The organism is Streptomyces sp. LBL (assembly GCF_029893585.1).
Taxonomy (GTDB): Bacteria; Actinomycetota; Actinomycetes; order Streptomycetales; family Streptomycetaceae; genus Streptomyces.
Window position 1 is genome coordinate 175457 of the sequence record NZ_JARXYX010000015.1, and the last position, 22885, is coordinate 198341.

The window sequence follows — 22885 nt, forward strand, 5'->3', positions numbered from 1 at the left end:
GTGTCGCGCCGGTTGCGAAGCCCCCCGGCGGCACCGGTCCCAAGAACCCGGTGCCGCCGGGGGCTCAGACGCGAAGGTGTCGTTCCATCCAGTCCGCGGCGGCCCGGCGGAACAGTCGCCGGCTGTCCGCGCGCAGGAAGTCGTGGCCCTCCTCGCGCAGGGTGAGGAGTTCGGCGGGGACACCGCGTTCGCGCGCGGCCCGTACGAACTGCTCGGACTCCCCCGGCGGCACGTTGGTGTCGTGTTCGCCGTGGACGGCGAGGAACGGGACACGCAGGGCGTCGACGCGGTGCGCCGGGGAGAGGGCGTGCAGCAGTTCGCGGTCGCGCTCGGGATGCCCGTACTTGTGTGCCGCCGACTCCGCGAGCCAGGGCTCCGTACCGGCGAAGAACGTCAGCAGGTCGGACATGCCGCACACGGCGATGCCGGTGCGGAACAGATCCGGGTGCCACACGAGGGAGGCGAAGGTCAGATACCCGCCGTACGAGCGCCCCATGACCGCCAGCCGGGTCGGGTCCGCGAGTCCCGCCGTCACCGCGTGGGCCGCGCAGTCCGAGACGTCGTCCAGCGCGGCGAAGCGGCCGGCGCCCAGGTCGGCGTCGACGAACGACCGGCCGTGTCCTGAGGAGCCGCGGACATCGGGGGCGAAGACGTCCAGCCCGCGCCCGAGGAGCTCGTGGTAGAGGGGGTTGAACACGGGGCGTTCCTGCTCCTCGGGACCGCCGTGCAGGTGGACGACGCAGGGGGCCGGCTCGCCCGCGGCCCGCCCGGGGGCCCGGTAGTACCAGCCGCTCAGGGGCAGCCCGTCGCGCGCCCCGAGGCGCAGGGGGACGGGGCGCACGGGCGGGCGGCCCGGCGGAACGGCGTCCTCGTCGCGGGAGGACCACGGGGTGCGGAGCAGGGCCACGCCTTCGTGCGCCCACCACACACCCGGACGGCGTTGCGAACCGGACAGCGCGAGCAGCAGTCGCCCGGGCCCGGCCGCCGTGACACGCGTGACGACCTCGTGCGGCAGGGAGAGGTGCCGGGCCGGTCCCGTACGGTCGGGGGCCCGTGGGGCCGGGAAGGTCTCGACGAGTTCGAGTTCGCTGGCGCCCTGTACGTTCCAGGCCAGCACGGCCGTGCGGCCGTCCTGGGCCATCGACAGCAGTTCCAGGTCGCTGTCCGCGCGCTCCGCCACGACCGCCCTGCCCCGCGGCTCGCCGTCGGCGCCCAGAGCGACCGCGAACAGCGCCGCGTACTCCCGGTCGGCGTTGCTGCGCAGCCACAGCGTCCGCCCGTCGGGAGAGAACCGGCCGATCCAGGGGTCGCCGTCGGCGACCGGAAGGGTGGATGTCGTCGCCGCGTCGGCCGTACGCCGGACGACCGCCTCCCGCCGTCCGCGCGGCCCCCGGCGCAGCAGTGCGAGCGTGCCGTCGCGGCTGAGGTCGCACACGCGCAGGGTGGCGGCGTGCGTTTCCGTGGCGAGCAGTACCGGGGAGGCCGGACCGTCGGGATCGATCAGGTAGGCCGACAGGCCGCCGCCGGACCGGACCGCCGGTGCCGCGAGGGTCGTCAGGTCGAACGGCGTCGGGGCCGGTGCCGTCCGCGGTGCGGCGTCGTACCGGGCCCCGCCGAGGAGCGTGGCGTGGCCGTCCCGGTCGGTCCAGTCGGGTGGCAGGGGGGTGCCGGTCGGATCGGGCTCCACCGAGGTGGGTCCCTGACCGTCGACGTGCGTGCCGGTGGCCGGTGCGGCGAGGGTGACGGCGACGGCTGAGCCGTCGTGGGTCCAGCAGCCCAGATAGGCGGAGCTGCCGGGGTCCGCGCCGGCCAGGATGCGGCGGTCGGTGCCGTCGGGCCGCACGCACAGCACCCGTGAGTGCTCGGCGCCGCCCGGTGCGGTGGTGTACGCGATCCAGCGGCCGTCGGGTGACCAGGACACCTCCTTGACGGGGTCCGGGGAGGAGTCGAGCAGCCGGACCTCGTCACCGTCCACGGGCCCGGCCCACAGCTGGGGGACGCCGCCCCGGTCGCAGATGAAAGCCACCTGGGTGCCGTCGGCGTCGGCGGAGGGATACCAGCAGCCGTGCGCGTGCAGCCGGGTCACCGCGTCCCGCGGGCCTCCCGCCTCGGGCAACGGCACCGGCACCGGCGCGGGGGCGGCGGCGAGGGCGGGCCCGTGCGCGTCCGCCGCCCGGGTGTCCGGCGGCGGAGCCTGCGCCACGAGGTCGGGTGTCTCGGGGTGCGGGTCGGCCGGTGGCCGGGCGTGCGGGGCTCGGGTGCCGAGGTCGTCGGTCACTTGATTCCGTGCGTCTGCAGCCATATCTCCAGCAAAGCTACCTGCCACAGCGCGTTGGCTCCGCGTCTGGTCCGGTGCTCGTCGGGCGCCGCGAGGAGCTCGGCCACGTACGACTCCTGGAAGACACCGCGCTTTTTCGCCTCGGGTGCCTCCATCGCCGAGCGCACCCGGTCCAGGACGGGGCCCGCCATGTGCTTGATGGCCGGGACCGGGAAGTAGCCCTTGGGCCGGTCGACGATCTCGGGGGGCAGGAGCTTTCGGCCGGCTGCCTTCAGTACTCCCTTGCCTCCGTCGGCCAGTTTCTGTTCCGGCGGGCAGGCCGCGGCCAGCTCCACCAGTTCGTGGTCGAGGAACGGCACGCGGGCCTCCAGGCCCCAGGCCATGGTCATGTTGTCGACCCGCTTGACGGGGTCGTCGACGAGCATGATGTGCGTGTCCAGCCGAAGGGCCGCGTCCAGGGCGGTCTGCGCGCCGGGTACCGCCATGTGGTCCTTGACGAAGCGGCCCGAGACGTCGTCGGGGCGCAGCAGGTGGGGCTGCAGGATCCGGGCGAGATCGGCGTGCGGCCGGTCGAAGTACGTCTCGGCGTACCGGTCCGGTTCCTCCTCGCGGGCGACCTCGGCGAGCTGCGGATACCAGTGGTAGCCGGCGAACACCTCGTCGGCACCCTGCCCGCTCTGTACGACCTTCACCTCCTTGGAGACCTGCTCGGACAGCAGGTAGAAGGCGACCACGTCGTGGCTGATCATCGGCTCGCTCATCGCCGCGACCGCCCCGTCCAGCGCCGCCGACACCCGGTCGGAGGGGACCATCAGGCGACGGTGGTCGGTGCCGAACTCCCGGGCCACCAGATCCGAGTACCAGAACTCGTCGCCCTGCTCGCCGCCCTCCGCCTCGAAGCCCACGCTGAACGTCATCAGGTCGCGCTGGCCCTCGTCGGCCAGCAGCGCGACGATCAGGCTGGAGTCCAGTCCGCCGGAGAGCAGGACACCGACCGGTACGTCGGCGACCATCCGACGGCGTACGGCCGTACGCAGGGCCTCCAGCACCGCGTCGCGCCATTCGTCCGGGGCCATGTCGGCGTACTCGGGCCGGCGGGTGTAGGACGGTTGCCAGTAGCGGTGGTCGCGGTGGGTGCCGTCCGGCTCCACGACGCGCACGGTGGCCGGCGGGAGTTTGCGCACGCCGTTGAGGACGGTGCGTGGCGCCGCCACCGTGGCGTGCCAGCTCAGGTACTGGTGGAGGGCCACCGGATCGAGGGAGCTGTCCACGTCCCCGGCGGCGAGGAGGGCCGGAAGCGAGGAGGCGAACCGCAGCCGTCCCGGCGTCCGCGCCAGGTACAGGGGCTTGATCCCGAGCCGGTCGCGGCCCAGCACCACACGGCCGGTGCGGTGCTCCACGAGGACGAAGGCGAACATGCCGAGGAAGTGTTCGACGCAGGCTGTTCCCCACTGCCGGTAGGCCTTCAGTACGACCTCGGTGTCGGACGTCGACTCGAAGTGGTGGCCCAGACTCCGGAGTTCTTCGCGCAGTTCCTGGTAGTTGTACACACAGCCGTTGAAGACGCCGGTGATCTCGCCCCGGGCGTCGGTCATCGGCTGCGCTCCGAGGTCCGACAGGTCGATGATCTTCAGCCGGCGGTGCCCCAGGGCCACCGCGCCGCGCGTCCAGATGCCCCGGCCGTCGGGCCCGCGGGGGGCGAGCCGGTCACTCATGCGCTCGACGGCCGCGAGGTCGGGTCGCCGACCGTCGAAGCGGATCTCCCCGCTCAGACCACACATGAGGCGTCGCCTCCCTTCGAGTCACTGTAAGTCGGGAATCCCGGGTCCCGCCTTCCGGTAACGATCCGGGCGGTGCTGCTGGACATGACGAAACCTCTCCTGAAGCAGGTGGGTGAGGGGGGACGTGGTAGGGCCGACGGGGGTCGGGCGGAGCGGTTTTTGCCGTCCACTCGAGTCTCGCCGAATCGGCCGGGCGCGCATGTCGTGGCGGGCCCGCTGCGGGAGCCGCGGGAGTCGATGCGACGCACCCGCGACGCGGACGAGCTGTGCCGACCTCATAGCGTTCACCGGCATGTCAGCGGCCGATGGCCTCCGGTGCTCCGGGGCCGCCAGGGGGGCCTGGCGTGTCGGTGCCGGAGGACGGGACGTTCGTCCGGCCGAGCGATGGCGGCCTGGGGGTTCGGCGTTCGCCGCGGGTTTCGGCGATCAGCAGGTCCACACAGGCCAGCAGATCCTCTTCCTGCGCTGTACGGCGCATGCGCCGAGCGGCGCTGCCGTCGGCGAGGACGGCGTTCGCCAGGGCCCGCACCGTCTGCCAGTCCCCGTGGGCGTCGAGAGCGGGGCGCAGTCGAGCGAGCAGCTTCCGTACGACCTGCGGCGCGGGCGCCTCCAGGCGGGTCTCCGGGTCCACCAGGGTGCCCTCCAGGCCGGACCGGGCCGCTCGCCAGGTGGCGCCGCGCAGCCACTCGTGCCGGCCGTCGCACGCCCATGCACCGCCCGCCTGGAGCCGCCCGCGTGCCTCGGTCACCAGAGCGCGGAACAGCCCGGCGATGAGCACGACGGTCTCCACCCGCGGACAGGCGTCACAGATACGGAGTTCCAGCGTCCGCAGATGCGCGGACGGGCGTACGTCGTAGTAGATCATCCCCGCGTCGCTGATGATCCCGGCGCGAACGAGATCGCGCACCGCGGCGTCGTACTCGGCCGCGCTCGCGAAACAGCCGGCCGGGCCCGCGGTGGGCCAACGTTGCCACAACAGCGTGCGCCAACTGGCGTAGCCCGTGTCCGACGCCTGCCAGAACGGTGAGCTGGCGGAGATCGCCAGGAGCACGGGCAGCCAGGGAGAGACGGCGCACATCACCCGTACCGCCGTGTCGCGGTCGGGGACGTCTACGTGGACCTGCGCGCCGCAGATGAGCTGCTCCTCGGCGACCTTGGCGTACTCCTGGACCATGTGTCGGTAGCGCGCGTCGGCGGTGGGGTGCGCCGAGGCACCGGGTGCCAACGGCGCCGTCCCCGCGGCCACCACCGCGAGTCCCAGCGAGGAGGCGGCCGCATCGAGCCGATGTCTCGTTCTGGCGAGGTCCGCGTGCAGCGCGTGCAACGACGTGTGCACCCCGCTGTTCGACTCCACGGTGGACCGGTGCAACTCGGTCGTGAAGTTCCGCCGGGGAAGCCGTCGCAGGACGGGGGCGGCGCGCGGCACGAGCAGCCCGCTCTCCACCTCCAGGACGTGGAATTCTTCCTCCACACCGATACGAATGCTCACAGTCACTCCCTGGGGTGCCTGAACGCCTTCCTCGTGGTGACCTCCGAGTTCCCAGGACAGCGATACGTAAGCGCAGCGACGCGCATCTGTCGCAGATGCGCCACAGATGAGCGACAGGTACCATGTCGCGGCTTTGACTGTTCCCTTGGAGAAGGGCGTTCCGCCGGCGGGAGCCGTCGCTCGAACGAGGGTCACGCCCGCGCAAGGGTCACGTCCGCGCGCCTTACGGGGACGAGGGCCGTGGCGTCGAGCAGATAAACCCTGCACACCCTCTTTCGCGCTCAAGTGGGTCATGGCATGCTCTCCGCCGACGCAGACATGAACGTCGTTCACATCCATGAAAATATGGGAAGGGCAGCCGGCATGAGAAACGTGCACACCGGTGCCGTAGGCAACCCGGATGTCATGGGCATGACCAGGCGATCTCTGCTGGGAAGCGCCGTCGCCGTCGTGGCCGGCGCCGGTACGGTGATGTCCGCCGCCGGTACCGCGACGGCCGGCGCCGGCAGCGCGGTGGGCGTCGACTCGAGTACCGCGCCGGTCGTCCCGGCCCTGTGGCGGGAGTTCAGCCGCACACCGTTCACCCACCCACAGATCCCGTACGTCGGCCGAGCGGGTTGCCACGGCGGAGCGGTGCGCCTCCCCCGCCGCCCCGGCGTCTTCGACGTACGCGCCTTCGGTGCCGTGGCGGACGGCAGGACCGACTGCGCCCCCGCCATCAACCGTGCCATCGCCGCCGCCGGCCGGGCCGGGGGTGGTACGGTCACCATCCCGCCCGGCGTGTTCCGTATCGACGACGTGATCCGGGTGAACCACTCGAACGTGCGCCTCAAGGGCGCCGGCAGCGGCCGCACCAAGCTGTACGCGACGAAGAACCTCACCGAACTGATCGGCGTGTACGGCTCCCGTTACGGCGGCGACAAGTCGTCCTGGTCCTGGGCGGGCGGCCTGATCTGGCTGGCCCCCGAAGCGCGTTGGACCTCGCTCGTCGGCGCGATCAGGGCGAAGGCGTGGCCCTTCGAGGGCTGGACGGGCAACAAGCGCGACGAGTGGCGGACGCTCACGACGGTCGCACCGGCACGGCAGGGCTCCTGGACGGTGACGGTGGCGGACACGTCGTCACTGCGGCCCGGCGCCCTGGTCCTCCTCCGGCTCGCCGACGACGCGGACCACACGCTCCTTGAGCACATGAGCGGCGGCGGGCCGGGACCGGAGGCCTATCTCTGGGACGACAAGACGAAACTGACGTCGTACGTGCCCTACGAATGGCCCGTCCGCATCGCCCACATCCGCGGCCGGAAGGTCACCCTGGAACGCCCGCTCCCGCTCGACGTACGTCCGGAGTGGAACCCCCGGCTGACCACCCACGTCACGGAGTTGTCGAACTCGGGCGTCGAGGGTCTGACCCTGGAGGCGGTGGAGACTCCGCAACAGCAGCACCTGCTGGACAAGGGCTACAACGGCGTCGTCCTGCAGTGCGCGTACGACTGCTGGGTGGACGACGTGACGGTCCGGCACGTCGACAACGGATTCGGCCTGGTGGCCGCCTCCGCGTGCACCCTGCGCCGAACGCGCGTCACGGGCCGCGGATCCCATCACCCCTACTTCTGCCGTGAGGGATCGCACGACAACCTCATCGAGGACTTCGCGATCGACGAGCGCACCAGCCCCGCACCGTCGAACACCCAACTGCACGGCATCAATGTCGAGGGACTGTCCTCGTACAACGTCTGGTCGCGCGGCGACATGCGGATGGGCACCTTCGACAGCCACCGCGGCCTGCCCTTCGCCAATGTCCGTACCGACATCACCGTGACCAACAACGGCCGCCACGGTGGTGACGCCAGCGCCGGTCCGCTGTTCGGCGCCCGCTTCACGCACTGGAACATCCGCGTCACCAACGGCCGGGCGGGCCTGATGAAAATCGACACCCTGGCGCCATACTCCGCCACCGTCGCCATCAACGAGGTCAGCGAGTTCGACCAGATCGACGTCCCCGATTTCACCGGCGACCTGCACGCACGCCTGGAACTGTACGCAAGCCCCCGTGCGGTACGACCGCGCAACCTGTACGAGGCCCAGCGCGAGCTCCAGTGCCGCGACAGGCACTAGCACGGCCCAGGACGACGTACCTCACCTTGGGCAATCGCCTGACCGTGTGTTCACCTACATGAACGGAGTGGATTGATGAGCGCAAGACCGCGCCTGGGCGCTCTCCTGGTGGCCCTGGCCGCGTTCACCACCGTAGCCGTCCCCACGGCCTCGGCGCGGGTGACGCCACACCCCACCCCCAAGGCCCCGCACACCGCCGTCCTGGACGGCGCCCGTCTGCAGCAGACGAAGATCCGCCTGGACCGCGGCGACCCGCAACTGCGGCGATCCGTCGAGGCGTTGACGACCCGCGCCGACAAATGGCTGGACCAGGGACCCTGGACGGTGGTCGACAAGCCCAGACCCGCTCCCGGCGGCGACACCCACGACTACCTCAGCCAGGCCCCGTACTGGTGGCCCTCCACACCGCCGACCTCCGACAACCCCTGGGGCTGCCCGTACGTGCAGCGCGACGGCCAGCGCAATCCCGAGGTCGATTCCGGCACCGACCGCCAGGACGTCGAAAAGACCTTCGACTCCTCCTACGACCTCTCCCTCGCCTGGTACTACACGGGCGAGAAGCGGTACGCCGAGAAGGCCGGCCAGATACTGCGCACCTGGTTCCTCGACCCGGACACCAGGATGAACCCGAACCTGAACCACGCCCAGTTCATCCCCTGCAAGTACGACGGTCGCGCCATCGGCATCATCGACTTCTCCCAGTCGTACACGAGCGTCCTCGACGCGCTCGCCCTTCTGGACACCGGCGCCCCCGGCTGGACCAGGACGGATCGCACGAGCATGAAGAAGTGGAACAAGGACTTCCTCGGCTGGCTCAAGAACAGCGACTTCGGCAGCGAGGAAGCCGCCGCCACCAACAACCACGGCACCTTCTTCGACATGCAGCTCGCCGGTCTCGCCTACGCGACCGGCGACACGGAGTTGGCCCGCCGAACGGTCCTGAACGCCCGGAGCAAGCGCATCACGCCGCAGATCTCATCCGACGGCAGCCTGCCCCAGGAACTGGCCCGCACCCGGAGTTGGCACTACTCCACCTTCACCCTGGTCGCCTACAGCCGGCTCGCGGCCATCGGCCGACACGTCGGCGTAGACCTGTGGGCGTACCAGGGCCCGGACGGACAGGGCCTGTTCAAGGCGGTGGACTACCTGTTGCCCGCCGCGACGGCAGCCTCCGCCTGGTCGCATCCGGAGCTCGAATTCCACCGGTTCGCGGCAACGGACGTCGTACACGCGGCCGCCGACGCCGGAGACCCGCGCGCGCAAAGAGCCGTTCGGTCACTGGAGGCACCTCCCGGCGGCGACCTGTGGGCCCTGCGCCCGGCGGCCGAGCAACTGGACTCCATCGCGGGGTGACCCGTACGCCCCCGGATCAGGATCGATCAGGCCAAGAGTCCGTACATGAGCAGGTCGCGAAGAGCCCCCTGGGGCGACGCACTGCGCGGGGCCCGGGGTCGGCGGCTCGCTGCCGACTCCGGGCCCGCAGGGCACCCACGCGGGCCCGGGCCCAGCGCTTGCCGGGCCCGGGCCCACGCTCGTCGTTGCGCCTTGAGCCGAGCGCTGGTCCTCCTGGACCACGACCGGCTGGAGCAGTTGCTGCCCACGACCGGCTGGAGCAGTTGCTGCTGACACCTCCCCGTGCCGCTGGAACCGACCAGACGCCTGTCCAAGAAACTCCCCGGTCCGATGACCCGCTCCGTCCACTCTGGTGACGTTCCACTCACCCTCTTACATCGGATCTTTCTTCGAAGTGTTGAGACCGTTGACCTCACTGATGGCCGCCTCTACTCTCCACCGAGAGATAGATCCGATGAATCACCTGAGCAGGAAGCGCCTATTGGCATGCCCTCATTACGGCCGGGCCGAGGCACGCTTCCGCACCCCCTCGCACTGGACCCGGTGAGCCGTGCGCCGTCGAGGGCGCCCACCGCGCCCTGCCTCGCCGCCACCCCCGCGATCACCCCCGGGCCGGGACACGCCCGGCGTGTGGATCACGCAATGTCAGGAACTGCCCGCATCTTGGAGGCACCCCCGCAATGACCTCTAGAAGAGTTGTGCTCGGATCCGTTCTGGGCGGCACAACAGCCGCCGCTCTCCCCGGAGTTGCTCAGGCTGAGCCCACCTCTGCCACACCCGCCGCCGGGGCCGGCCTCGCGCCCGGAGGTTCCTGGCGACTCCGCAACCGTATGGACTCCGACGGCGCATGGGCCGACTTCCTGCGCGGGCAGGACCTGCTGTGGCGCAAGCTGCCCACGGTCTGGCACGAGGGCCCGTTCCTGGGTGACGGCCGGCTGGGCAGCATGGTGTACCGGGAACCGGACACGAACAGCATCCGGTTCACGGTTCAGCACGCGGAAGTGCAGGACCACCGCCCGGAGTTCGGCAGCGGCTGGGGCACCGCCCGGCTGCCCGTGGGACACCTGACCCTCGACCCGGTCGGCACCATCACAGCCGTCGACTGGCGTCTGAGCCTGTGGAACGCCGAACTGACCGGCACCGTCACCACGGACAAGGGCACCCTGACACTCGCCGCTCTCATCCACGACGGGATCTTCGCCGCGCGCGTGACGGCCGGCGGTGGCGAGAAGGTCCGCTGGACCTTCCATCCCGAGGAGGCCATCAGCCCGCGCAAGATCCAGGAGGCGCCACCGGCCGGATACGTGGCCAACCCGCCCTGGACCACACGGACCACCGGCGATGTCGAACAGGTCCTCCAGCCGCTCGTCGGCGGCGGCCAGACCGCCACGGCCTACCGCCGCTCCGGCGACACCCTCGTGCTCAACGTCGCCCACAGCCACCCCTCGAACACCCGGGCCGGCGACGACTCGCTGCGGAAGATCCAGCGCGCCGCCGGCTACGGGACGCTCCGCAAGGAACACACCCGCTGGTGGCAAGCGTTCTACCGCAAGAGCTTCGTCTCGATTCCCGACGAGCGGCTGCAGAGCTTCCACTGGATCCAGTTGTACAAGGTGGCGTCGGCCAGCCGCGAGGGCGGCCCCGTGATGGCCACCTCCGGGCCGTGGCTGGAACCCACCCCCTGGCCGGCCGTGTGGTGGAACCTCAACGTCCAGCTCGAGTACTGGCTCATCCACGGCTCCAACCACCTGGAACTCGACTCGCTCGCCAGCACCCTCCGGCAGAGCCAGGAGCAGTTGGCCGCGAACGTGCCCACCGCGTACGAGTCGGACAGCGCCGGAGTCGGTCGCAGTTCCGACATGTTCGCCAACCGCAGCGTCGGCACGCCCGGCACCGGCGCCGAAGTGGGCGACCTGACCTGGGCGTTGCACAACGTCTGGCTGAGTTACCGGCACTCCATGGACAAGGCGCTCCTGCGCGACACGGTGTACCCGCTGCTGCGCCGCGCGATCAACTACTACCTGCACTTCCTCCAGCCGGGCGACGACGGCAAGCTGCACCTGCCGTCGACACTGTCGCCGGAATACCCGGTGGTGCCCCCGAGGGACACCAACTACGACCTGGCGCTCATCCGTTGGGGATGCACCGCGCTCCTGGAGGCGACAGCACGCCTGAAGGTCGACGACCCGCTGAAGAGCCGCTGGCAGGAGGTGCTGGCCAAACTGACGCCGTACCCGGTCGACGAGAACGGCTTCATGATCGGGGGCGACACCCCGTACGCCCAGTCCCACCGCCACTACTCGCACCTGCTCATGGTCTACCCGCTGTACCTGGTGAACTGGGACCAGCCGGAGCAGCGGGAACTGATCGAGAAGTCGGTCGTGCGCTGGCACGCGCTGACCGGCGCCCACCGCGGATACAGCTACACGGGTGCCGCGTCGCTGTACGCGATGATGGGCCGCGGCGAGGTGGCACTGACGTATCTGAAGAAGTTCTTCGACCCCACCACACGCTTCCCGTGCCGCCCCAACACGCACTACACCGAGGCCGGTCCGGTCATCGAGACACCGCTGTCGGCGTCGCAGTCCCTGCACGACATGCTCTGCCAGAGCTGGGGCGGCGTCATCCGGGTCTTCCCCGCCGTCCCGCCCTCCTGGTCCGACGTCACCCTCCACGACTTCCGCACCCAGGGGGCCTTCCTGGTCAGCGCGGTCCGCACCGGAGGGACCACCCGTTTCGTCCGCGTACGCAGCCTGGCGGGCGAGCCGCTCGAACTCCGCCACGGACTGCCCGCCGGCCGACTGACCGCCGTCCTCGACGACGGCAGCCCGGCACACACCCGCACGACATCCGAGGGCACCCTCGTCGTCGACCTCCCCAAGGGCCGCGAGGTCCTGCTGTACACCGGGGCACGACCCGATCTCGACATAGCTCCCGTCGACGTGAGCGAGCCCGGCGAGCCTTGGGGACTGCCGTAACTCGACAGCGGATCCCAGCACTTCCCACGCCGGGGCCGGCACCGGGGTACCGGCCCCGGCGTGGACTCGCTCCTCCCCCGCCCGGCATCGCTCACGGTGCCGGGCGGATGGGTGCGGGTGCCTTCGGACGGTCCGGGCGCCGGCACATGGACCGTGACCGCCGGAGTCACGTACCGATGATCACATCGCGAGACGCCTTTGCGTCATGCCCCTGACCAAGCGTTGGCTCGCACGGTGAGTAGCGAACAACCCGAACAACCCCAACTGTCCGAACGGTCCGAACAGCCGGGACGGTCCCAACTGTCCGAGCAGCCCGAGCGGTCCGAACAGCCCGAACGGCTCGAACACCGCGGCAGTGACGCCGTCGGTGACCGCTCCGCGCGACGCGCCGTCACCGTCTTCCCGGTCTTCGTCCTCCTGGCCGGCGCCGTCGGCCTTCTGCTGCCGGGGACTTTCACCGGCTGGGGCGAGGCGGTGCCGTATCTGCTGGGCGTGGTGATGTTCTGCATGGGCGTCACCATGACCCCACAGGACTTCCGCGGCGTCGCCAGGCGGCCCTGGGCGGTGGTCCTCGGGCTGGTCGCGCACTACGTCATCATGCCGGGTCTCGGTTGGGCCGTCGCCCACCTGCTCCAGCTCCCGCCGCAGCTGGCGGCGGGCGTGATCCTCGTCGGTTGCGCCCCCAGCGGCACCGCTTCCAACGTGGTGACCTATCTGGCGCGCGGTGATGTCGCGCTGTCCGTCTCCGTGGCCACCGTCTCCACGCTCGTGGCCCCGCTGGTCACCCCACCCCTGACGCTGCTGCTGGCGGGCGAGTACCTGCCGGTCGACGCCGGCTCCATGGTCACCGACATCCTCAAGACGGTGCTGCTGCCGGTGCTCGCGGGCCTCGCCGTGCGGCTCCTGGCCGGCCGCTACGTGCAGCGGGCCCTGCCCGTACTGCCCTGGCTGTCCGCCCTGACCATCGGCGTGATCGTGAGCGTGGTCGTGGCGGGCAGCGCCGATGCCATCAAGTCGGCCGCCCTGCTGGTCTTCGTCGCCGTCGTGCTGCACAACGGCCTCGGTCTGGCCCTGGGATACGGCGCGGGACGGATCGCCCGGCTGGGCGAGCCGGGGAGCCGCGCCATGGCCTTCGAGGTCGGGATGCAGAACTCCGGACTCGCAGCCTCGCTGGCCACCGCGCACTTCAGTCCGCTGGCCGCCCTGCCGGCCGCGGTCTTCTCCGTCTGGCACAACATCTCCGGCGCCCTGGCCGCTGCCTGGCTGTCCCGCCGGGCACACTGACGGTGTGTGGGCGCCGGCCACCGCACCCGGGCGGCCGGCGTCGGCACAGCAGCAACGGGCACGTTCGTGGCAGAAAACGGTCCGGTCGATCAACACGGTCGACCACGACGGCAGTCGATCAGCACGATCGTCCACGACCGCAAGAGGCGGGGCATGCCCCCCCCCAGGCCGAACCACCCCCAGGCCGACCGTGACCCGCACCCGGCTGAGCAGCAGTCCGCACCGGCTGACCGGTGTGCGCGGGGACGGACCGTCCCCGCGCACGTCCGTGGATCAGTCCACGACCACCACGTTGCGGGCGGCCGGCGCCGGGCGGGCAGGCGCGGCACCGAAGTTGCCCTCGACCGCCGTCTTCTCCGCCGCGTCGGGATAGGGGTTCGTGCAGGAGACACCGGCGCTGGAACCCGACATCAGGCTGGTGCAGGGGCCGGGCTTGCGGTCCGGCAGGCCGAGGATGTGACCCAGTTCGTGCGCCGAGATCCGGACCGTGTCGTAGCCCTCGTTCACGGCCTCCCGTCCGATGTAGACCGTTCCGTTGCCGAGCGAGGTGGTCAGCGCCCGGGGCCAGCCGTTGTCGGCCAGGATCCTGATGTTGGCGCGCTGCCCGGCGGCCGCCGGGCGTAGTTCGACGGTGTCCACACTCTCGTTCCAGATCGCCGCGCCGCGATCGACGGCGGCCTTGAACTCCGCCGACGCACCGGCGTCATAGGTGACGACGCGGGCCGCGAGCAGTTGATCGCCGGAGCTCGGAGCCGCGTAGGCCTGGGCGCCGGCCAGGGTGAGAGCCGCCGTGAGAGCAGCGGTGAAGCCATGGACCAACGTTCGGGAGTTCATGGTCGACCTCCTGCGAGGGGGGCAATGAAGGCATGTTCATGCCACACAGTGCCAGCCCACTGCGTCCACTCCACAGGCCTCAATCCGTCAAACTTCACACCGCCTGTCACCGGGGACAGACGGCCAGGCGCTTCTCCTTGCCCGGGCACGTGCGGCCACGACGTGGGGAACCGGATTCCCACGAGCGGCGAAGTACCGGTGAAAGCCCAAGACTTCACAGCACGTGAATCGACGAAAGGAGCCCCCATGACCGTCGAACCAGGCGTCAGGGTGGGGCAGAACAGTGACGCCTCGGTGATCGAACGGTCGTGGGAGGAGCCCGAGGCATTCGCCGTGCTCTTCGACCGTCATGCCGACTCGGTGCACGGATACGCGGCGCGCCGACTCGGTGCGGAGGCGGCCGAGGATGTGATGGCCGAGACGTTCACCACCGCATTCCAGCAGCGTTTCCGGTACAACACCGAATTGGCCAACGCCCGCCCGTGGCTTTTCGGCATCGCGACCAACCTGATAGGACGCCACCGGCGCGCCGAGGCCCGGCGTCTGAAAGCGCTTGGGCGGCTGCCATCGGCCGCCCCCGGCCACCAGGCCGAAGAGACGGTCGCGGACCGGGTGGCGGCTCGGGTCAGTGCGCAGGCGGTACGCAGCGAACTCGCCGGCGCACTGGCCCGGTTACCCGCCCGCCACCGGGACGTACTGCTGCTGGTCGCCTGGGCCGACCTCGGGTACGAGGAGGTCGCACGCGCCTTGGAGCTGCCGGTGGGAACGGTCCGGTCGCGGCTGCACCGGGCTCGCAAGAAGGTTCGTGAGGCATTGGGCGGGTCCGATCCAACCGCTTTCCGAGAGGAATCCGACGATGAATGAACTCGAACTCCTGAGGGAGTGGGACGCCGACGCGTCCCCTCTTACGGACACCGTCCGCACCCGAGCCCGCTTCCGTCTGCACCAGGCGATGCAGGCTCCTGCCGCCTCCACGGCCGTTTCCCGCCGTCCGCTGCTGCGGATCGCGGTGGCCGCCGTCGCCGCGGCGGCGGTGACGACGACCGTGGTGGTCGCCGAGAACACGGGGAGCTCACCTCGCACCCGGCAGGTGAGCGCGACCACCGTGCTCCGGGGAGCGGCGGCCGAGGAACGCAAGCTCGAAAAGCCGATCGCACCGCGCGACGACCAGTTCATCTACACCAAGGAGATCATCAAGGAGACGCCGGTCGGAGGCGGACGGAGCAACACGTACGTCGACGAGAGCTGGAACTCGGTCGACGGCTCCAAGAGGTCCTACGTCAGCGAACTGGAGCACGCCCAGTGGGTGCCGCCGTACCAGCCGGGTCAGAGCGACTGGCCGCCGCGCCGGTGGTCGCAGCTGAAGCGGCTGCCCACCGATCCGGTCAGGCTCCCGATCGCACTGCGTGGCGGGGGCGCCGAGCCGGACTACAGCCGGCCGATGAAGGCCGACGAGTGGCCGATTGTCCAGTTCCTCCTCTCCGGCCTGCTCCGCACCCCCGTCCTGCCGAAGGGACTGCGGCCCGCGGCGTTCGAGGCGCTCGCCACCGTCCCCGGAGTGAAGGTGCTGCCGGGCCGGACGGACGCGGACGGCCGCGCGGGCATCGGCATCCAGTACGTGGGCAGGCCCGGCACTCCCTGGGCGGACGGCAAACGGGTGCTGCTCTTCGACGCGAAGACGTATCACTATCTCGGCACGCGTGACCAGCGCAAAGCCGGAACGGTCACCTACGAGCAGTGGTCATACGTGGCCGACCACGCGGTGGTCGACCGTGTGAGGCAACGCCCCTGAGGGCCCACCCCCGCAGGACACTCGCGCCGCTCGGCACCCGGAGCCCTCACCGGGGCGTCGGGCGGACGCAGTGGCCTCCCGCCCCGGCGCGGTGGCGTCACCACCGGTCCGCCTGTCGAAGCTGCCGGGCCGTGACAACCGGCGTCGCCGCATCCGCGTACCCCGGATCGGTCCGGGCGGACCCGGTGCGTCAGTGCCGTGACGGCGCCGGTGCCGGTTCTTCGCGGCGCGCGCGTGTACTGCCGCCGTCCTCGACGATGATCTGCCCCGTGATGGAACACGGCGTCGTCCAAGGCGAGGAACGCCACGACGCCCGAGACGTCGGCCGGCATCCGGGTCCATGCGGCCATGGCGATGCAGCGCGCCGCTTCCGCGGCAAGGACTGCCTCCTCGGCCGGCGTGGCCGGCACGTTCAGACGCGCGCGGGGGCGAGGACGATGTCGAAGCCCACCCGGCTCCAGGTGCCCTCGATGACGCGGCCGTCGGGTGTCGGCGTGTCGGCGGGCTGCCGCTCGAACCGCTTGATCAGTGAGTCCTTCACACCGAAGACGGTGTCCTTGCGGCCGATCGGGTCGCCCTCGGGAAAGATGTGGGTCACCAAGGTGCGCGCTCCCTCGTGGGACACCATGAAGTGCAGGTGGCCCGCGCGCAGGGGTGAGCGGCCGACCGCGTCGAGCATCTTGCCGACGGGCCCGTCGTCGGGGATGGGGTACGGCGTCGGGGTGAGGCCCCAGAAGCGGTAGCTGCCGTCGCCCGCGGAGAAGAGGTGCGCCCGGCCGGCGCGCTTGCCGGCGTCGTACTGCACGTCGTAGAGCCCGTCCTCGTCCGCCTCCCAGACCTCGATCCGCGCACCGGCGAGCGGGGTGCCGTCGGTGTCCGTGACGGTGCCCTCGACCCAGCAGGGCTCACCGGGGGCACCGAAGGCCAGGTCACCGCCGCGTTCGATCGCCGGCGAGTCCTCGACGAAGAACGGCCCGAAGACGGTCGCCTCGGTGGCGCCCTGGTAGGCCTGGTTGTTGACGTTGATCGTCTGCATGCTCGCGCCCAGCGTGTCGGACAGCAGGATGAACTCCTGTCGGACGTCGTCGGTGATGTGGCCGGACTTGGTGAGGAAGTCGATCGCCGCCCCCCACTCCTCCTCGGTCAGCCGGACCTCGCGGATGAAGGAGTGCAGGTGCTTGACCAGGGAGACCATGAGCTCGCTCAGCCGCGGGTCCGCGCAGGCGCCGAAGGAGGCCACGACGTTGTCGACGAGCCGCTGCTCGACTGCCTGCTGCTCCGGCGACACCTCGCGGTAGATCGTGCCGTGGGCACCGGCCTGGGCCGAGCCGGGGTTGACGTAGCCAGCCATGACGGCCTCCCTCAGTTGATCGGATCGCCGGCCCATGCCGCCTCCAGCAGCGCGGTCAGGTTCTCGGCGGTGACAGGGGTGGGGTTGTCGGCTGGGAGCGCCTTCATGATGGGCCCCAGCGCCTTGGCGATGCCGTTCTCGGGCATGCCGTAGTCGCGCAGCGCCCTCGGCGCGTCCAGTGCCTGGCGCAGGGCGGCCAGGCCGGCGCTCGCCTCCCTGGTGCGGAAGACCGCACCGAAGGCCTGGGCGATACGCGCCTCCGCCTCGGGGGCGTGCGGGGCGTTGAAGGCCAGCACGTAGGGCAGGACGACCGCGTGGGTCTGTGCGTGCGGGAGGTTGAACATGCCGCCGAGGACGTGGCAGATCTTGTGATGCATCCCGGAGCCGGCCGACGCGAACGCGACAGCGGCGAGGTAGGCGCCGTACAACGTCTGCTCGATGCCCCCGACACTCGTCGAGTCGTCGGCCACCGTCGGCAAGCCGGTCGCCAGTGCGCGGATGCCCTCCTGCGCCAGCGCCCGGTCGATCGGGTCGGTTCGTGGCCCCCACATCGAGTCCACGCAGTGCGCCATCGCGTTCAGGCCGCTGGCCACGGTCATCTCGCCGGGCAGCGTGGTCAGCAGACCGGCGTCGTACACGACCGACGCGGGCAGCACCTTGCTGTCCACACCGGTGGTCTTGGTCTCACCCCGGGTCAGGCCCCACACGTTGGTCGCCTCGGAGCCGGCGTACGTGGTGGGCACCGCGACGATCGGCAGCCCGGTGGTCATCGCCACCGCCTTGGCCAGACCCGTGGTCGAGCCGCCGCCGACGCTGACCAGGATGTCCGCGCCCACGCCGGTCGCCGCCCGACGGGCACGCTCAGCGACCTCGACCGGTACGTGCATCACGACCTCCTCGTGACGCAGCACGACCGGGATCTCCGCGGCGATCGGGTCGGCCAGTCCCCTCTCGCGGTCCGACGCGATCAGCATGACCTTGGAACCGCCGAGCGCGTGGACCTCCGCGGCCACGGCGGCGGGTGACTTCCCGGCCGCGAACACCACCCGCTGGGGAAGGGTCTCGTGTGTGAACCTCATCGCTTGTTCCTCAGGTAGGTCTTCGGCCGGGTCGACCGCATGCGGATGACTGCCTGTCTCGGGCCCCGGCCGGCCCTTGCGTGCCTTGGGAGCAGAGCAGCTCGACCGCTCTGCCGGTGAGGCCGGGGAGTCCGTTCTTCACCGTGAATCCCGCCTTGGTCTGACGGTAGGCCACGTGCCGACAGCCGGTCGGGAACCGATTCAGGAGCTCGGGATCCGACGTCAGTGAGGCAGCGGGGTCGACGACGTCGAGACGGTACTTCTCGGGGTCGGCGGCGCCAGGGCGAGGTCATCGTTACCGACTTCCCGCGCCACGCGCTCCAACCGCCGCCGGTGGTCCTCCCACCACGCCTGATCGGTGGTCGGCATGTTGTCGTTGCCCTTCACGTAGCCGACAGTTCCGTCGATGAACTCTCGTACGATGTCGGCGTGGCCGGCATGGCGCTGAGTATCGGAGATCACGCGCACCAGGATGTGGTGCAGTGTCACCTCTCGGCGTTCCTCCGGCCACCACGGGACGTGCCCGATCGCGTCGAGCGTCCGCGTCGCGATCGTGCTGTCGGAGTGCTCCCACGCCTGGCGATACAGACCGACGATCTCTTCACGGGACTCGTCCGCGGTGGCCCACATGTCCGCGTCGGGTTCTGCGTCCTCCGTATACCACCAGGGCGGCGGTTCCTCGTCGAAGAACGGCCGCCCGAACGTGTCACCGAAGTACCCCAGCTCCACGCCGGCGACATGTTTGACCAGCCCCAACAGGTTGGTGCCCGTGGGGGTCAGCGGGCGGCGGATGTCGTACTCCGAGAGCCCGTCGAGCTTCCACAACAGGGCGTCCCGCCCGTCTTGAAGGTAACGGAGAAGGTCCGCTTTCGGATTCGGTTCCATCATGCCGGGCAGTCTTCCACCCGGCACTGACAACCGGGCTCCGCCGAGCAACGCGGGTGCTGCGTCAGGTAGTTGCCCCGCGGTGTCGAGGGCCCACCGAGGCGGGCCGGTTCTCGCTAGCGGGGCCGGGACACGCGGTCGGGAACCGCAGTCGGGAACCGACCTCATGAGCCCGGACAAGCCATGCCTGCCTGGGCAGGAGGGCAGGAGGTCCGGAGATTTCAGTAGCAGCAGCGCAAGGGCCGCCGGAGGCGGTGCTACGGCCTGGGCCGCGGCACCGCCTCCGGCGGCCCGACGGTCAGCTTCGGCTCTCCGCCTGTGTCCGTTCCGCGTCGGCGGGCCGCCGGCCGGCTTCGTCGGCGACGCCGTGTTCCAGCTCCGCCCGGCTGGACAGCAGGGTCCCGGCCTTTCCGTACGTCGTGTCCTTGGTCAGGTAGCTGCGGGAGCCCAGGAAGGCGAAGTTCTTCTCGTCGAAGACCCACTCGTCCCGCATGCCGTAGCGGGTGTCGTCGCGGGCGATGCCGAGGCCCTTGCGGCCGATCGCGTCGCGGGCCTGAGGGGCCGGGGTGACACCGGGGATCTTCGCCGCGGCCCGGTAGAGGGCGGCGGCCGTACGGGGCGGCATCATCCCGCCAAGCAGGGCTCCGATCCGCTCGAACACCTCCTGGTCACGTTCCCGGCTCTCCTCGTCCGGGGTCTTGGCGTACAGATAGGCCAGTAGCTTGTCGGGGTCGGTGGGCAGGGAGCTGAGCCAGCGGTAGGTGGGCCGGCCGAGGCCGGCCGGTGTGCCGTCGGTGTCACCGAGTTCTGCGTTGATCCGGGAGGTCTCGCCGTCCTCCCGGATCAGACCGAGCGTCCGCAGGGGCCCCGGTGCCTGCGCGATCCACTCCTCACGGTCCACCAGCGGGCCGAGGACAGCCTTCCCGCTGGTCAGGTCCGCCCCGTTGCCCTTCTCCCTGGTGTACACGAACTGGTCGTCGCGCACCGTGAGTCCGGTGCGCGTCTCCGTGGCGTCGGAGATCCGGTTCAGGAGCGCGGCGGCGGGCTGCATGTCCGTGGCCGCACGGGTCGCCGCGGTGCCGGCGGGATCCCGGTCACTGCCGGTCAGGGTGATTCCCGCGGTCACCGCGCAGGCCAGGACCAGAGCGGTCGCCGGCGCCAGCACCGCCGGTCGCAGCAGCCGACGGGCCGGCCGGGTACGGGCGACCTGGTCGTGGTCGATGTGATGCATCAGAAGGTCCTTGTGACGAAGGTACTGCTCGCGCGGAAGGTCCCAGTCGGCCGGGGCCGGCAGCAGGCGAGCGATCTCCTCGCGGTCGCCGTGCCGCTCCGGGGAAGCGCCGGTGGCGTTGTCCTTCATGTGAGCTCCTCCCGTACGGGCAGGGCCGCGATCGCGGCCGCACTTGTCATCTCTCCGCGGGCAGCGGGTGGTTCCCGGTCTTCTTCCGCGAGGCGGGCGAGCTTCTTACGGGCACGCGAAAGGCGGGAACGTACGGTTCCGACGGCGATACCCAGCGCTTCGGCCGTCTGCTGGTAGTCCAGGCCGGACCATACGCACAGGGCCAGTACCTCTCGCTCCTGGCGTCGCAGCCGTCCCAGCGCGGCCTGCACGGAACGTAAGTACCGTGCGTCGTCGATGCGCCCGATCGTCCGGGGCGCGAAGTCCTCCTCCACACGTGGCTGCGGCTGTCGCGCCAGGAACAGCTGCCGTCTGCGCGTTCCCCGGCGGGCGTTGTCCGCCTTGTGGGTGGCGATGCCCAGGAGCCAGGGCAGCAGGGAGCCGCCGTCCTCCTGCACGCGTGCGCGGGTCCGCCACGCGGTCAGGAACGTTTCGGACATGATCTCTTCGGCCGTGGACCAGTCGCCCGTCAAGCGCAGCCCGTGGTGGTAAACAGCGCGGGCGAACTGCTCGTACAGCAAGGCGAAGGCCTCACGGTCCCCCTCGCGCACACGGCGACGCACATCGTTTTCTTCCCTCACGACCACTTCTCTCCGCGACACGGGAGGAGTTCCTGTGGCCTGTGTCACGCCCTGTGTCACGCACTGGTGTGACCGCCGCGGTCCGTGACGACCTGGCGCCCCTCCTGCTTGGCCTTTCTTGGCCGCGAGGGCGACGCGCTCGATCTCGTCGAGGCCGACGACCGGAACTGATCGGACCGACATACCTGCCCTCTCAGGCGGCACACCCGACAGCCGCGAGAAGACCGAGCCCGTGTGACGTACACGTTACGGGGTAGCAGGGATCTTTCGAGCGGCGCAGTGGGCAGGTGGGTAGCAATTCGTTTCATGAGCAGCGCAGCAGGTGTGCCGGTGACGGTCGGCGAGCGGGAAAGGGAGGGGGAAGAGAAGAGCTCAGGGCGTTGCCCTGAGCGAGAGGAATCGTCGAGACGTGTGACGTTCGGCCGGGGTTTTCCCTCGGCGGCCGCACGCAGTGGCCGAGTGGGCGGGCTCGACGGCCTGAGGACTGTGGCGGTGGCGATGGTCCTCGTCTACCACGTGGAGCCGGACCTGTTGCCGGGCGGATCGGTCGCGGTGGACGTCTTCTTCACCATCAGCGGCTTCGTCATCACCCGATTGCTGCTCGCCGAGTACGCCCGCACGGGCCGCGTCAACCTGGTGAGCTTCTACCGACGACGCTGGCTACGACTGGTCCCCGCTCTGCTGGCGGTCTGCGCGACCTGTGCCGTGCTGTCGCTGACCACCTCGCTGTGGGCGTTCGCCGGAGCCTGGGCGGCGGCGGGGCTGGCGGCAGCGTTCGTACTGAACCTCGTCCGGGCCGGTGAGACCGGCGCGTACTCCGATGCCACCGGCCCGCTGGCGCACACCTGGTCGCTCAGCGTGGAGGAGCAGTTCTATCTGCTGTGGCCGCCGGCGTTGCTGCTGCTACTGCGGCGGTGCCGTGCTCGCACGGTGCTGCTGTGCACGGCGGCGCTGTGCGTGCTGCCCGTGCTGTGGCGGTACGCGCTGTGGAACCCCGACGCGGCGCACCGCCTCTACAACGGCACGGACACCCGCGCCGACCAGTTGCTCGCCGGCGCCCTGGTCGCGGTGGTGCTGGCCCGACTGCGCGCCGACGATCCCCGGTTGGAGCGGCTGCGCCGCTGGACCGGCCGACTGGCCTGGCCGGCGCTCGGCCTGCTGCTGCTGACCGCGTGGAAGGTGCCGGTCACCGGCGACTCGGGCGCCTGGACCGCTGCTTGGTACACCGTCGGTTTCCTGGCGGTGGCGATGGTGTCCGCCACGCTCGTCGCGGGGCTCGAGCTGCGACCGGAGGCCCGGCTGTCACAAGCGCTGTCCTTGGCGCCCCTCGCCTGGGTCGGCCGCAACCTCAGCTATGGCATCTACCTGTGGCACTACCCGGTCGTCCGCCTGCTGGCCTCGCTCGGCGTACAGGACGGACGGTTGTCCGCCACCGCGGCACTGGCCACCGTCATGGCCTTGCTGTCGTACGCGCTCATCGAGATGCCGCTTCTCCGCCGAGGCCGAGCCTTCGCCCGCCCGCCGCACGCTCCTGAACACACTCGACGCCCTGCCGCGCGTGTCAGGTCGCCTGAAAGCGCCTGAAAGGGATTTCCCTGAAGAGGATCAGGCGACTGGATCCAGGGCCCTCACAGGTGGGAACGAACCCGCCCGCATGAGGGCTGTGCACGTGACCTCGGCCGCCGCTTC

At 70.6% G+C, this 22885-nt stretch carries 16 protein-coding genes; 7 read left to right on the top strand and 9 right to left on the bottom strand.

Going from position 1 to position 22885, the window contains the following annotated elements:
* Positions 1-64: 64 nt before the first annotated feature.
* From M2271_RS20040 to M2271_RS20050, 3 genes are all read right to left on the bottom strand, one after another.
* The gene (locus M2271_RS20040) at positions 65-2128 is read right to left on the bottom strand and encodes a prolyl oligopeptidase family serine peptidase (protein WP_280888658.1); all 2064 of its coding nucleotides are present in this window, start codon (positions 2126-2128) and stop codon (positions 65-67) included.
* A 146-nt stretch (positions 2129-2274) separates the two neighbouring features.
* Entirely contained in the window at positions 2275-4059 is a 1785-nt protein-coding gene (locus M2271_RS20045; RefSeq protein ID WP_280888634.1) for an N-acetylglutaminylglutamine amidotransferase, read from the bottom strand.
* 295 nt (positions 4060-4354) lie between these two features.
* Positions 4355-5548, bottom strand: a complete 1194-nt coding sequence (locus tag M2271_RS20050) for a glutamate--cysteine ligase (protein WP_280888635.1) — start codon at positions 5546-5548, stop codon at positions 4355-4357.
* 405 nt (positions 5549-5953) lie between these two features.
* Here M2271_RS20050 and M2271_RS20055 point away from each other — a divergent pair, with 405 nt between their 5' ends.
* The 4 genes from M2271_RS20055 (at position 5954) to M2271_RS20070 (ending at position 13275) form a co-directional block, all read left to right on the top strand.
* Positions 5954-7660 (top strand): glycosyl hydrolase family 28-related protein, encoded by a 1707-nt coding sequence (locus tag M2271_RS20055; protein WP_280888659.1) that lies wholly within the window; start codon positions 5954-5956, stop codon positions 7658-7660.
* Positions 7661-7735: 75 nt separating this feature from the next.
* On the top strand, positions 7736-9013 hold the full coding sequence (locus tag M2271_RS20060) for an alginate lyase family protein (RefSeq protein WP_280888636.1): 1278 nt from the start codon (positions 7736-7738) through the stop codon (positions 9011-9013).
* Positions 9014-9693: 680 nt separating this feature from the next.
* Positions 9694-11991 carry a Tat pathway signal sequence domain protein gene (locus M2271_RS20065; RefSeq protein WP_280888637.1) on the top strand — a complete coding sequence of 766 codons (2298 nt, stop codon included), beginning with the start codon at positions 9694-9696 and terminating at the stop codon, positions 11989-11991.
* Between the two features lie 300 nt (positions 11992-12291).
* On the top strand, positions 12292-13275 hold the full coding sequence (locus M2271_RS20070) for a bile acid:sodium symporter family protein (RefSeq protein WP_280888660.1): 984 nt from the start codon (positions 12292-12294) through the stop codon (positions 13273-13275).
* A gap of 273 nt (positions 13276-13548) precedes the next feature.
* Here the strand turns inward: M2271_RS20070 and M2271_RS20075 are convergent, their stop codons facing one another.
* Positions 13549-14109: a snapalysin family zinc-dependent metalloprotease gene (locus M2271_RS20075; protein WP_280888638.1), complete on the bottom strand. Its 561-nt coding sequence runs from the start codon at positions 14107-14109 to the stop codon at positions 13549-13551.
* A gap of 246 nt (positions 14110-14355) precedes the next feature.
* Between M2271_RS20075 and M2271_RS20080 the strand changes: the two genes are divergently transcribed.
* Together M2271_RS20080 and M2271_RS20085 are read left to right on the top strand one after the other, a co-directional pair.
* On the top strand, positions 14356-14973 hold the full coding sequence (locus M2271_RS20080) for an RNA polymerase sigma factor (protein ID WP_280888639.1): 618 nt from the start codon (positions 14356-14358) through the stop codon (positions 14971-14973).
* Positions 14966-15901 (top strand): CU044_5270 family protein, encoded by a 936-nt coding sequence (locus tag M2271_RS20085; RefSeq protein ID WP_280888640.1) that lies wholly within the window; start codon positions 14966-14968, stop codon positions 15899-15901. Before M2271_RS20080 ends, M2271_RS20085 begins: the two co-directional genes overlap by 8 nt.
* 412 nt (positions 15902-16313) lie before the next feature.
* Here the strand turns inward: M2271_RS20085 and M2271_RS20090 are convergent, their stop codons facing one another.
* The 5 genes from M2271_RS20090 to M2271_RS20110 form a co-directional block, all read right to left on the bottom strand.
* Positions 16314-17252: a dioxygenase gene (locus tag M2271_RS20090; RefSeq protein WP_280888641.1), complete on the bottom strand. Its 939-nt coding sequence runs from the start codon at positions 17250-17252 to the stop codon at positions 16314-16316.
* An 11-nt stretch (positions 17253-17263) separates the two neighbouring features.
* On the bottom strand, positions 17264-18331 hold the full coding sequence (locus tag M2271_RS20095; protein ID WP_280888642.1) for a maleylacetate reductase: 1068 nt from the start codon (positions 18329-18331) through the stop codon (positions 17264-17266).
* A 222-nt stretch (positions 18332-18553) separates the two neighbouring features.
* Positions 18554-19219, bottom strand: coding sequence for a DinB family protein (locus M2271_RS20100; RefSeq protein WP_280888643.1), 666 nt, complete (start codon positions 19217-19219; stop codon positions 18554-18556).
* Positions 19220-19514: 295 nt separating this feature from the next.
* A complete protein-coding gene (locus tag M2271_RS20105; RefSeq protein WP_280888644.1) occupies positions 19515-20576 on the bottom strand; it encodes a CU044_5270 family protein in 1062 nt (353 codons plus the stop codon).
* Complete coding sequence (locus M2271_RS20110; protein ID WP_280888661.1) at positions 20573-21178, bottom strand: RNA polymerase sigma factor; 606 nt, start codon at positions 21176-21178, stop codon at positions 20573-20575. The genes M2271_RS20105 and M2271_RS20110 overlap by 4 nt, the downstream gene beginning before the upstream one ends.
* Positions 21179-21502: 324 nt before the next feature.
* Here M2271_RS20110 and M2271_RS20115 point away from each other — a divergent pair, with 324 nt between their 5' ends.
* A complete protein-coding gene (locus M2271_RS20115; protein ID WP_280888645.1) occupies positions 21503-22780 on the top strand; it encodes an acyltransferase in 1278 nt (425 codons plus the stop codon).
* The last annotated feature ends 105 nt before the right edge of the window (positions 22781-22885 follow it).

Excerpts from the sequence above, each read along its gene's own strand:
- M2271_RS20045 (WP_280888634.1), bottom strand. The coding sequence starts at position 4,059 with ATGTGTGGTCTGAGCGGGGAGATCCGCTTCGACGGTCGGCGACCCGAC.
- M2271_RS20055 (WP_280888659.1), top strand. The coding sequence starts at position 5,954 with ATGGGCATGACCAGGCGATCTCTGCTGGGAAGCGCCGTCGCCGTCGTG.
- M2271_RS20060 (WP_280888636.1), top strand. The coding sequence starts at position 7,736 with ATGAGCGCAAGACCGCGCCTGGGCGCTCTCCTGGTGGCCCTGGCCGCG.
- M2271_RS20065 (WP_280888637.1), top strand. The coding sequence starts at position 9,694 with ATGACCTCTAGAAGAGTTGTGCTCGGATCCGTTCTGGGCGGCACAACA.
- M2271_RS20075 (WP_280888638.1), bottom strand. The coding sequence starts at position 14,109 with ATGAACTCCCGAACGTTGGTCCATGGCTTCACCGCTGCTCTCACGGCG.
- M2271_RS20080 (WP_280888639.1), top strand. The coding sequence starts at position 14,356 with ATGACCGTCGAACCAGGCGTCAGGGTGGGGCAGAACAGTGACGCCTCG.
- M2271_RS20085 (WP_280888640.1), top strand. The coding sequence starts at position 14,966 with ATGAATGAACTCGAACTCCTGAGGGAGTGGGACGCCGACGCGTCCCCT.
- M2271_RS20090 (WP_280888641.1), bottom strand. The coding sequence starts at position 17,252 with ATGGCTGGCTACGTCAACCCCGGCTCGGCCCAGGCCGGTGCCCACGGC.
- M2271_RS20095 (WP_280888642.1), bottom strand. The coding sequence starts at position 18,331 with ATGAGGTTCACACACGAGACCCTTCCCCAGCGGGTGGTGTTCGCGGCC.
- M2271_RS20100 (WP_280888643.1), bottom strand. The coding sequence starts at position 19,219 with ATGATGGAACCGAATCCGAAAGCGGACCTTCTCCGTTACCTTCAAGAC.
- M2271_RS20105 (WP_280888644.1), bottom strand. The coding sequence starts at position 20,576 with ATGAAGGACAACGCCACCGGCGCTTCCCCGGAGCGGCACGGCGACCGC.
- M2271_RS20115 (WP_280888645.1), top strand. The coding sequence starts at position 21,503 with ATGAGCAGCGCAGCAGGTGTGCCGGTGACGGTCGGCGAGCGGGAAAGG.